This is a genomic window from Pseudomonas sp. ENNP23, assembly GCF_001728945.1.
Lineage (GTDB): Bacteria > Pseudomonadota > Gammaproteobacteria > Pseudomonadales > Pseudomonadaceae > Metapseudomonas > Metapseudomonas otitidis.
Genome location: NZ_LYSP01000051.1, coordinates 25,235 through 37,117, shown reverse-complemented (window position 1 = coordinate 37,117; position 11,883 = coordinate 25,235). Strand labels below are relative to the sequence as shown.

The following is an 11,883-nucleotide window of genomic DNA, read 5'->3' as shown; positions in this document are numbered from 1 at the left end:
TTTACCGCACCGGCGACCTGGCGCGCCAGCGTGAGGATGGGGTGATCGAATACGCCGGGCGCATCGACCACCAGGTGAAGATCCGTGGCCTGCGCATCGAACTGGGCGAGATCGAAGCCCGCCTGCAGGAGCAGGACACCGTGCGCGAAGCCGTGGTGGTGGCCGCCGACGGCCCCAGCGGCAAGCAATTGGTGGCCTATCTGGTGCTTGAGCAGGCCGACGCCCTGGAGGGGATCAAGGCCCACCTGGCGGCGGTGCTGCCGGACTACATGGTGCCCAGCCAGTGGCTGCTGCTGGACCGTATGCCGCTCTCGCCCAACGGCAAGCTGGACCGCAAGGCCCTGCCCAAGCCGGACATGGCCCAGTCGAGCCGTGACTACGTGGCCCCGGAGAGCGAGCTGGAGCAGCGCCTGGCCGCCATCTGGCAGGACGTGCTCCGGGTCGAGCGGGTCGGGCTGAACGACAACTTCTTCGAGCTGGGTGGGGATTCCATCGTGTCGATCCAGATCGCCAGCCGTTCGCGCCAGGCTGGCCTGGAGGTGTCGCCGCGGCGGGTGTTCGAGAACCAGACCATTGCCCAACTGGCCGCCGCCCTGGCTGGACTCGCGCCGTCAGTCGAGCAGGCACAGCCCGTCGCCCGCGTGGAAGTCAGCGCGGAGCGCCGTGCGGCATTGCCGGTGGCGGAGAGCGAGATCGAGGACGTCTACCCGCTGTCGCCGATGCAACAGGGCATGCTGTTCCACACCCTGGAGGACAGTGGCGAGGCGCTCTACATCAACCAGGTCAGCCTGCCGGTGGCGGGCCTCGACCTCGACCGCTTCGCCGACGCCTGGGCCTTCGTCACCGCCCGTCACGACGTGCTGCGCACCAGCTTCCACTGGCAGGCTGGTGATCCCTTGCAGGTGGTGCACCGCCACGCGCAGATGCCGATCCGCGTGCTCGACTGGCGTGACCGCGACGCCCCCGAAGAGGCCCTGAAGACACTGGCACGCGAGGAGGCGTTGCAGGGCTTCGACCTGGCGAAGGCGCCGTTGCAGCGCATGCTGCTGGTGCAGCTTGGCGAGTCCCGCTACCAGATGATCTGGACCAGCCACCACATCCTCATGGACGGCTGGAGCAGCTCGAACCTCTTCGCCGAGGTACTCGAACGCTATGCCGGCAAACCGCTGGAGGAACGCGCGGGGCGCTATGGCGATTTCATCGCCTGGTTGCAGGGCCAGGACCAGAGCGCGCTGGAAGGCTTCTGGCGCGAGCGCCTGGCGGACTGCGAGTCGACCGCCCTGGCCCAGGCCGTTCACCCGCGCCACGACGGGCAGGGCAGCGGCCACCACGCGCTCTACTCCAATTGGGATACCCGCTGGACCGCCCGCATGCAGCAGTTCTGCCGGCAATTGCGGATCACCCCGAATACCCTGATCCAGGGCGCCTGGCTGCTGTTGCTGCAGCGCTACACCGGGCAGCGTCGCGTGGCCTTCGGCGCCACCGTGGCGGGGCGGCCGGAAAGCCTGCCCCACGCCGACAGCATGCTGGGGCTGTTCATCAACACCCTGCCGGTGATCCAGGAGCTGGAGCCGACGCAGCGCCTGGACGACTGGCTGCGCCAGTTGCAGGGCTACAACCTGGACATCCGCGCCTGGTCCCATGCGCCGCTGGCGGATGTGCAGCGCTGGTCCGGCCTCGGCGGCCAGGCACTGTTCGACAGCATCATCGTGTTCGAGAACTACCCGATCGACCAGCGCCTGCGCGAAGCCGAACCGGCCGGGTTGAGCTTCGGCCAGTCCGACGACCTGGGGGTGACCAACTTCCCGATGGACCTGGCGGTGCACCTGGGCGACAGCCTGATGATCGAATACATGTACCTGCGCGGGAGCTTCTCCGAGGCGGCGGTGGAGCGTATCCGCCAGGTGATGGAGGACACCCTGGAGGCCATGCTGCGCCAACCCGAGGAGCGCCTGGGCAACCTGCAGCGCCTGTCGGCTGTGCAGCTGCAGGCGGTCATGAGCTGGAGCCTGCCGGATGAGTCGACCCACTCGCCGGTGTTGCTGCCGGAGCTGATCGCGCAGCAGGCCGCCCGCCGGCCCGAGGCGACCGCGCTGGTCTGTGGCGGGCAGCGCCTGAGCTACGGCGAATTGGAGCGCCGCGCCAACAGCCTGGCCCGTGAGCTCGTGACCATGGGCGCAGGGCCGGAGACCGTGGTGGGGGTGGCGCTGGACCGTTCCGTGGAGCTGGTGGTCAGCCTGCTCGCGGTGATGAAGGCCGGCGCCGCTTATGTGCCGCTCGACCTGGAGTACCCGGCGGAGCGCCTGGCCTACATGATCGAGGACTCCTCGATGGTCCTGCTGATCACCCGCAGCGACCTGCGTGCGGGTGTGCCCACTGTCGAGGGCCTGAAGGTGGTGGAGCTCGACGGCCTGGCGCCGCTGGGCAACGGCGTGCCGCTGCCCAGCCGTCTCGACGCGGGCAACCTGGCGTACCTGATCTACACCTCGGGTTCCACAGGCCGGCCCAAGGGCGTGGCGGTGACCCACGGGCCGTTGAGCATGCATTGCCAGGCGATTGTCGGGCTCTACGGGATGGGCGATGACACCCGCGAGCTGCACTTCATGTCCTTCGCCTTCGACGGTGCCCACGAACGCTGGCTGAGCACCCTGTCCAGCGGCGGCACCCTGGTGATCCGCGATGGCGGCCTGTGGACGCCGGAGCAGACCCTGCAGGCCCTGCACGAACACGGCATCACCATCGCCTGCTTCCCGCCGGCCTACCTCAAGCAGATGGCCGAGTTCGTGGAGAGCAGCGGCATGCCGGCGCCGCCGGTGCGCATCTACTGCTTCGGCGGTGATGCAGTGCCGGAGCAGAGCTTCGAGCAGGTCAAGGCGGCGCTGCGCCCGCAGTACTTCACCAATGGCTACGGCCCCACCGAGACGGTGGTGACGCCGATGCTGTGGAAGGTGCCGGTCAGCGGGCAGTGCCAGGCGGCCTACGCGCCCATCGGTCGCGCCGTTGGCCAGCGCTCGCTGCATGTGCTGGACGAGAACCTCAATCCGTTGCCGGTCGGGTTCGCCGGCGAGCTGTACATCGGCGGCGAAGGCGTGGCCCGGGGCTACCAGGGACGCCCGGAGCTGACCGCCGAACGCTTCGTCCCCGATCCCTTCGGCCAGCCGGGGGCGCGCCTGTATCGCACCGGCGACCTGGTGCGCCTGCGTGAGGACGGCATCCTCGACTACGTCGGGCGTATCGACCATCAGGTGAAGGTGCGTGGCTTCCGCATCGAACTGGGCGAGGTCGAGGCCTGCCTGCGCCGCCAGGAGGGCGTCGAGGATGCCCTGGTGGTGGCGCGGGACGCGGCTTCCGGCAAGCAGTTGATCGGCTACGTGGTCTGCCCGCAGGTGGACGCGGGCGAGCGCCTGAAGGCCGCGCTGCGCCTTGAGCTGCCCGACTACATGGTGCCGGCGCAGGTCATCGCCCTGGCGGCGTTCCCGGTCACCCCCAACGGCAAGCTGGACCGCAAGGCGCTGCCCGAGCCGAGTTTCCAGCAGGATGCCTACGTGGCCCCGCGCGATGAGCGCGAGCGGCTGCTGGCAGGCATCTGGGCGGAGGTGTTGCAGGTGGAGCAGGTTGGCGTCACCGACAACTTCTTCGAGCTGGGTGGCGACTCGATCCTCTGCCTGCAGGTGGTGTCGCGGGTGAAGAACCACCCGCAACTGGACCTGGAGCTGAAACTGCGCGACCTGATGCGCTACCCGACCATTGCCGGCCTGTGCGAGCGGCCCGTCGAGGCGACGAGCACGATGGCTGTGGTGGAGACCCGGCAGGCCGTGGAGGGCGCCTTCCGCCTGCTGCCGATCCAGGAGTGGCTGTTCGCCGAGGAGATGGCCGAGCCGCACCACTTCAACCAGGCCCTGATGCTCAAGGCCCGCCGCCCGCTGGACCTGGACGCCCTGGCACGCGCCCTGGCGGTGATCGAGCGCCATCACGACGCCTTGCGCCTGCGCTTCACCCGTGACAGCGGACGCTGGATGCAGCACTACCAGCCCGAAGGCGTCGGCGAGTCGGTGCTGTGGCGCCGCGAGGCCGCCGATACGGCGGAGCTGGAGCGCCTGGCCAACGAGGCGCAACGCAGCTTCGACCTGGCCCGTGGGCCGATGTGGCGGGCGTTGCATGTGACCCTGCCGGGTGGCGAGGCGCGCCTGCTGCTGGTGATCCACCACCTGGTGGTGGATGCGGTGTCCTGGCGGGTGTTGCTGGAAGACCTGCGCAGCGCTTACGAGGCCTGCTGCCTGGGTGAGGTGCCCCGTCTGCCGGCGCGCAGCAGCAGCTACCGCGCCTGGGTCGAGCGCCTGGTCGGCGACGCGCCACGCATCGCCGCCGAGGAAAGCGACTGGTGGCTGAAACAGTTGGACCACCCGGTCCGCGACCTGCCATGCGACAACCCCCGGGGCCGCAACCAGGTCAGCCAGCAGGCCGTCGCGCGCATGGCGCTGTCGCCGGCCCATACCGCACGCCTGCTCAAGGAAGCCCCGGCTGCCTACGGCACCCAGATCAACGACCTGCTGCTGACGGCCCTGGCCCGTGTGCTGTGTCGCTGGAACGAGCAGGATTCGGTGCTGGTGCAACTGGAAGGCCATGGCCGTGAGGACCTGTTCGAGGCGCTCGACCTGTCGCGGACGATCGGCTGGTTCACCAGCATGTTCCCGGTGCGGCTGGCCCCGGCGGACAGCCTGGGCGACTCCATCCGGGCCATCCAGGGCCAACTGGCCGCGATCCCCAACAAGGGCATCGGCTACGGCGTGCTGCGCCACCTGGGCGACGCGGCCCTGGGCCAGCGCCTGGCGGGCTTGCCCCAGGCGCGGGTGACCTTCAACTACCTGGGGCAGCTCGACCAGAGCTTCGACGAGCAGGCGCTGCTGGTGCCGGCGGTGGAAGACACCGGTGACTGCTACAGCCCCGTGGCCCGCCTGGCCAACTGGCTGGAGATCATCGGCCAGGTCTACGACGGCAGCCTGGCGCTGCGCTGTGTCTACAGCGTCCGTCGCTACCGGCCGGAGACGGTGCAGGCGCTGATGGAGGCCTACCGTGCCGAGCTGGAAGCGCTGATCGACCATTGCCTGGAGCAGGTGGGTTGAGCCATTTCGACATCCAACCGGCGGCGGCCGCTGGGGCCGCCGCTACATCGAGGATCATCATGCTGCACCCTGAACTCGAAGCCTTTCTCGACCTGGCCGAGGCCAATCTTGCCAACGACCCACTGCATCGCCTGGCACCCGGCCGGGCGCGCCAGGTCTTCCAGCAGTCCACCGAGCAGTTGCGTTGGGCCGTGGCCGGCGAGGTGATCTGCGAGGCACTGGAGGCGCCGGCCCGCGATGGTCAGCGCATTCCCCTGCGGCTCTATCGCCCGGCCGGAGCGGAGGGCGCTCTGCCGGTGCTGGTGTATTTCCATGGCGGCGGGTTCGTCGTCGGCAGCCTCGACAGCCACGAGGGCGTGTGCCGTGAGCTGTGCGCGCGTTCCGCCTGCGTGGTGCTGGCGGTGGGCTACCGGCTGGCACCGGAGCACCGCTTCCCCATGGCCCTGGAGGATGGCGAGGACTGCCTGGCCTGGCTGGCCGGGGAGGGCGCGCGGTTGGGGGTGGACACCGGGCGCGTCGCCTTCGGTGGCGACAGCGCCGGCGCGACCCTGGCCACGGTGCTGGCCATCCAGGCAGCCCGGCAGGGCGAGCAGGCGGTGATCGTGCCCCGTGCCCAGTTGCTCTGCTACCCGGTCACCGATGCCAGCCGGCAGAGCGTGTCGCGCACCTTGTTCGGCGAGGGCTACCTGCTGGAAAGCGAAACCCTGGAGTGGTTCTACGACCACTACGCCCGCACCCCGGCGGACCGCAGCGATTGGCGGTTCTCACCGTTGCTGGCCGACGACCTCGCGGGCGTGGCGCCCGCCATCATCGCGCTGGCCGGGCTCGACCCGTTGCTGGACGAGGGCCGGGCCTATGCCGGGCGCCTGCGTGAGGCGGGCGTCGAGGTGGAGCAGGTGGAGCTGCCCGGCCTGACCCACGACCTGCTGCGCATGGCCCTGGTGGTACCGGATGTGCTGCAGGTCTACGACCGGCTCGCAGTGGCGTTGCGGGCGTTGCTCCGCGCTTAGGCGCCGTCTCGATGAAGACAGGCCCCGCCCCGGCGGGGCTTTTTCGTGAAGGGCTCCGAGAGTGACCCGTTAATGCCCCGTCGTACAGGTAGCCCGGGCTGATGTGGGGCGCGTGCCATTTCCCGGACTGAAGTCCGGGCTACGGGTGGTGTGCCGGCAGTGCTGCGCAGTGGGCGATTCCATGCCAGGGCGCAGGGTGGACCGCGCTTCACCGGTCCACCCTGCGGGTTCATCCGTGATGGCCTGCGCATCAGGGACGCACACTGTACGAGTAGCCCGGGAATCCGTGGCTGGTGTGGGGCGCGTGCATTTCCCGGACTGAAGTCCGGGCTACGGGTGTGGTGTGCTGTGGGAGCGGATTCATCCGCGAGGCTTTTGTCGGCTGAACGAAAAAGGCCGCCCCTGGGGGCGGCCTCGTGGTGGCGGCGTGACTCAGTATTCCCAGCGCAGGCTGGCGGTCAGGCTGCGGGGGTCGCCGTACAGGTCGCTGTAGACGCTGGTGCTGGCGTAGTACTTCTTGTCGAACAGGTTGTTGACGTTGAGGCTGCCGGTAAAGTGCTCGTCGAAGCGGTAGCGTGCCAGCAGGTCCACGAGGGCATAGCTGCCTTGGGTGGCGGTCGCCTTGATCTGCTTCTCGTAGTAGCTGGTGGCGCTCTCCCAGCGCACACCACCGCCGACGGTGAGGCGGTTGAGGTCGCCGGTCAGGTCGTAGGTGGTGAACAGCTTGAGGGTGTTGCGCGGGAAGCCCACGTTCACGTCGACGCCTTGCGGGTAGTAGGTGTTCACGTGGCTGTAGCCGGCCTGCAGTTGCCAGCCCGGCATGAGTTCACCCGTGGCTTCCAGCTCGACGCCCTTGACCTTGATCTTGGAGGGCTTCACCAGCTCGTTGTCGAAGGCGTCGTACAGGCCGGTGCCGACCGCGTAGTTGCTGAGCTTGGACTCGAACAGGGCAGCGGTGAGGTTGAGCTTGCCGTCGTAGTACTCGGCCTTGGTGCCCACTTCGTAGCTGTCGCCTTCGGTGGGGTCCATGAACTTGCCTTCGACGGTCCGGTTCGACTGCGGCTTGTAGATGCTGGTGTAGCTGGCATAGACCGAGTAGGTGTCGTCCAGGTCGTAGACGATGCCGGCGTAGGGGGTGACTTCGCCGGTCTCGCGCTTCTTCAGGCTGGTGGGCTCGTAGCCGTAGTAGGCGGAGGTCTGGTCCACCTTGAAGTAGCTGAGGCGGGTGCCGAGGATCAGCGACAGGTCGTCGGTGGGCTTGAACCGGGCGGTGGTGTAGGCCGCGTACTGTCGCTGGCTGTACTTCAGGTCGCCGATGCGGTTGAACGGTGGCTTGGAGATGTCGCCACGCCATTCGTAGACGTTGGGAATGGCCGGGTTCCAGCCGCTGCCACTGCGGTCGACCCACAGAGGGTAGGCGCCGGTGTTGCTGCGGTAGCGCATGGCGCTGGCGCCCACCACCAGTTCGTGCTCGCGGCCGAACAGGCTGAAGGGGCCGGAGGCGTAGGCGTCCACCGAGTTCTGCTCAGGCTTGCTCGGCCATTTGGCGAAGTAGAGGCTGGTGCCGGCGCCGGTCTGCTGGTTGGGGTAGCCGTTGCTGCTGAACCAGCCGTACTCCACGTCGTTGCGGTCGCGCACGTTGGTGACGGCGACCTTGGCCAGCCAGTCGTTGTCGAAGCGGTGCTCGTAGGTGCCGAAGATCGAGGTGCGCTGGCGGTCCGCATGGCTCCAGTCGGCGGCGGAGTTGAACGAGCGCTTGAAGTCGGTGCGCTGGCCGTTGCTGTAGAACGCCGGGAAGCCGAAGTAGCCGCAGGCGTCGCAGTTGCGCTCCTGGTAGTCGAGACCGAGGCTGATGGTGTCGCGGTCGCTGAGGTCGGCTTCGATGATGCCGTAGGCCACCTTGCGCTCGGTGCTGAGGCGGTCGACGAAGGAGTTGGCGGTCTGGTACGCCGTCACCATGCGGCCGCGCAGGGTGCCTTGCTCGTTCAGCGGGCCGGAGACGTCGACTTCGGTGCGGTAGTTGTCCCAGGAACCGGCGCTGCCCTGGATTGAGGCGGCGAATTCGCGGGTGGGGCGTTTGCGCACCATGTTGATGGTGGCCGAGGGCTGGCCGATGCCGCCCAGCAGGCCGGTGGCGCCGCGCACCACCTCGACCCGGTCGTAGACGGCCATGTCGTTGGACTGGCTGCTCATCGCCGGTTCGAAGACGGTGGGGATGCCGTCCACTTGGAAGTTCTCGATCTTCATGCCGCGGGAGAAGATGCCCACTTCGTCGTCCGAGGAGTTGCTCTTCTTCTTGTAGAGCACGCCCGGTGCGTTGGTCAGCACGTCTTCCAGGCTGTTCATCTTCTGGTCACGGATGCGCTGGCTGGTGATCACGCTGACCGATTGCGGGGTCTCGCGGATGGACAGCGGCAGCTTGGTCGCCGTGCCGGTGGCACCGGTGGTGTAGGAGCCGGTGCCCTCGGTGGTGGCCCCCAGGCCGGTGGAGACCACGGAGGTGGCGCCCAGCTCCAGGGTGCTCTGGTCCGCGGCACTGAGGGTGACGCTGTTGCCATTGACCTGGTAGCTGATGCCCTTGCCGCGCAACAGCATGTCCAGTGCGACCGTGGGCTCGTAGCGGCCCTTGATGGCCTGGGTGCGCTGGTTGTTGACCAGGCTCGGGCTGTAGAGGATCTGCAGGTTGCCTTGACGCCCCAGCTCCTGGAGTGCGCTCGACAGGGATTGGGCGGGAATGTCGAGGTTGACCTCCTGGGCCTGCACCAGGCTGGCGTAGGGAGCGGTGAGTGCGAGGCCGATGCTGCTGGCGAGCAGGGTGGGGCGCAGTGAGCGATGAAGCATGACCTTCAAACGGGGTGAAAGAGACTTCGTCATCGAGATGTTCCGCTTTTTAATAGTGAGTAGTGTTCGCATTTAGTAGGACGGAAGACCGCCCGGAAACCGGAAAACTTTTTTCACGCCGGTTGGCGATGGGTGACGGCAGTACCGTTGCGCAGCTGGATGAGTTGATCGGCCAGCTCGAAATACCGGTCGTCATGGCTGATGACGATGATGGTCTTGCCCAGGCGTTTCAGCTCGGGCAGCAGCTCGGTATAGAAGATGCGGCGGAAGGTCGGGTCCTGGTCGGCGGCCCATTCGTCGAACACCAGCACCGGGCGCCGTTCCAGCCAGGCGTTGACCAGCGCCAGGCGCTTGCGCTGGCCGGTGGAGAGGTCGGTGGTGGTGAAGGCGCCGTCGCGGATCTGCACCTTGTGGGCGATCTCCAGGCGCTGCAGGTACTTGTCCGCATCCGGTGGGATGGCGTCGCTGCCGTGGAGCAGGTCATCGAACAGGTAGTAGTCGGCGAACACCGTGGTGAACAGTTGGCGGTAGTCATCCCGGGTGCGGGCGGTGACGGCCTGGCCATCCAGCAGGATCTCGCCCTGGTCCGGGGTGTAGAGACCCAGCAGCAGCTTGATGAGGGTGGTCTTGCCGCAGCCGTTCTCGCCGACGATGAAGAGGATCTCGCCCTGCTCGATGCGCAGGTCGATGGGCCCCAGAGCGAAGGGCGCGGCGCCCTCCACCGGCGGGAAGGCGAAGCGCACGCCCTTGAGCTCCAGGCTCTGCAGCTGGCGGTCCGGCACGTCGGGGGCGTTCAGCAGCAGGTAGGGCTCGGGGGAGGAGAACTGCGCCGAGAGTTCACCGATGCGGCGGAAGGCGATCTGCGCGCGGCTGACGATGGGCAGGGTGGAGACCAGGTGCTCCAGCGGACCCTTCATGTACAGCAGCACCAGCACGAAGCCGCTGGTGGCCACGGCGTCCGCCAGGTTCCAGACCTGCTGGATCACCAGCAGCAGCCCGATCACCACGAAGAACAGCATCGAGCCGAGGCTCTTGGCGATCACGAAGATGTTGATGGAGCGCACGTGGGTGTCGCGGATGTAGTCGGCGGTGCGCTGGATGCGCTCGCCGAACATGCGCTGGCGGCGCGGGCGGCTGATGCGCAGCTCCTTGGCGCCGGAGGCGATGCCGCTGTAGTGCTTCTGCAGTTCGTCCTCGGCTTCGCGGGCGGCGTTGAAGCCGTGGATGCCGCGCAGCCGGGCCAGGTACTGGATGGCGGTGCCCAGCAGCACGGCGAAGGCAGTGACCAGGAACATCGGCCAGGACAGCCAGGCGAGGTAGCCCAGGCAGCCGGTGGTGACCGTCAGCGAGATGGCCAGGGGGGCGAAGGCGAAGGCCAGGTCGCTGACGGTGTCCACGTCGTGGGTCAGCACCGGGATCAGGCGGTGGCTGCGGTAGCGCTCGATCTGTTCGATGGGCGCGCAGAGCACCTTGCGTCCCAGGTCCTGGCGCAGGGTGGCGATGACGTGCTGGCCCACGTAGTTGGTGCCCATGTCGGAGCCGATGGAGCAGGCCAGCGCCAGGGCGCAGAGGCCGATGAAGGTCAGCAGGGTGCCGCTGGTCAGGCTGCCTTCGGCGTGCAGCAGGCCGTTGATGGTGGCCAGCAGCGCGGTGACGCTGAAGCCGCCGAGGATGCCGAGGGCGATGGAGAGGGCGACCAGGCCGCGATAGGGCCGGATCAGGGTGAGCAGTTCACGCAGGGCGCCGGGGGCTTGTGTGTTCATGGGCAGGTCCGGATGGGGGCACGGGAAGGCGGGTCGGGCGACCCGCGACCGTGGCGTGTTCCGGGCGGCGCGACCTCATGGAGTAGACGCGCCGCAAGGCGCCTGATTTAGCCGCCGGTGACGGCGTGGGCAGTAGCAGGCCGTTGAAAAACGTAGACGAGGCAGCCGATGCAAGGCGAAAACGGCCGAAAAAGCGCAGTTTACGTGGGGTAAATGAGCATTTTGAGGGCGTTTTCAACGCCGCAGCGGCAACGTAGTTAGTTTTTCAACAGCCTGGTAGTGCTCACAACTCCCGCGCCACTCGCAGCCCCAGCCAGTCGCCGCGCACGTAGGGCTCGCGGTAGTTGCGGTTGCCCGAGCGGGAGAAGATCGGCGGCTCGCTGTAGTCGTTGCCGCGGATGTGGCGGTACTCGCAGTTGGCTTCCTCCCACGCGCTGCCATCGCTGGGGGCGCCGACGTAGCTGTCGTGCAGGCAGTCCGCCACCCATTCGTAGACGTTGCCGTGCATGTCGTGGACGCCGAAGGCGTTGGCCGGGAAGCTGCCGGCCGGGGAGGTGTAGTTGAAGCCGTCGGCGGCGCCGTAGGTGTTGGCGTGCCGGGCGATGCTGTAGTCCTTGCCTTCGTCGAAGGGGAAGGGGAACGGGCCTTCGCTGCCGGCGCGGGCGGCATACTCGCGTTCGGCTTCGCTGAGCAGGCGGTAGTGCTTGCCAGTCTTCTTCGACAGCCAGGCGACGTAGGCCCGGGCCTCGTCATGGTCCATGCACACGGCGGGCTGGTCCGGGCCCTGGGGGTAGCTGGGCTTGCCGTTGGTGCAGCGGCGGCCGGGGCGGTCGTCGCCGTCGGGGAGGGTGATGCGGGCTTCCTTCATGTAGGCGTCCCATTCGCGGGCCAGCACCTGGAACTTGCTGATGGCGAAGGGTCTGGCGAAGGTCACGGTGTGCAGCGGGCCCTCGTCGGGCTGGCGGCCCACTTCGTGCTCCGGGGTGCCCATGGTGAAGCTGCCGGCGGGCAGCACCACCATTTCGGGGCAGTTCTTGCAGTCCTTGAAGACGCTGCCGGGTTTGTTGGCGTCGGCGGCCAGGGCCGGTGCGCTGACGAGCAGGGCGACGACCAGGGCCAGGGGTTGGGTTGCAGGCATGGCGATTC

General features: G+C 67.9%; 5 protein-coding genes. 2 read left to right on the top strand and 3 right to left on the bottom strand.

Going from position 1 to position 11,883, the window contains the following annotated elements:
• Both A9G05_RS23000 and A9G05_RS22995 read left to right on the top strand, forming a co-directional pair.
• Positions 1 to 5,123, top strand: a 5,123-nt coding sequence (locus A9G05_RS23000; protein ID WP_139131232.1) for a non-ribosomal peptide synthetase, incomplete at its 5' end; no start/stop codon positions are given.
• 56 nt (positions 5,124 to 5,179) lie between these two features.
• Positions 5,180 to 6,133 (top strand): alpha/beta hydrolase, encoded by a 954-nt coding sequence (locus A9G05_RS22995; protein ID WP_069563159.1) that lies wholly within the window; start codon positions 5,180 to 5,182, stop codon positions 6,131 to 6,133.
• A gap of 432 nt (positions 6,134 to 6,565) precedes the next feature.
• Here A9G05_RS22995 and A9G05_RS22990 read toward each other — a convergent pair whose 3' ends face one another.
• From A9G05_RS22990 to A9G05_RS22980, 3 genes are all read right to left on the bottom strand, one after another.
• A complete protein-coding gene (locus tag A9G05_RS22990; RefSeq protein WP_165665214.1) occupies positions 6,566 to 9,007 on the bottom strand; it encodes a TonB-dependent siderophore receptor in 2,442 nt (813 codons plus the stop codon).
• A gap of 80 nt (positions 9,008 to 9,087) precedes the next feature.
• On the bottom strand, positions 9,088 to 10,737 hold the full coding sequence (locus A9G05_RS22985) for a cyclic peptide export ABC transporter (protein ID WP_069563157.1): 1,650 nt from the start codon (positions 10,735 to 10,737) through the stop codon (positions 9,088 to 9,090).
• Positions 10,738 to 11,020: 283 nt separating this feature from the next.
• Complete coding sequence (locus A9G05_RS22980) at positions 11,021 to 11,875, bottom strand: formylglycine-generating enzyme family protein (RefSeq protein WP_069563156.1); 855 nt, start codon at positions 11,873 to 11,875, stop codon at positions 11,021 to 11,023.
• Positions 11,876 to 11,883 lie beyond the last annotated feature (8 nt).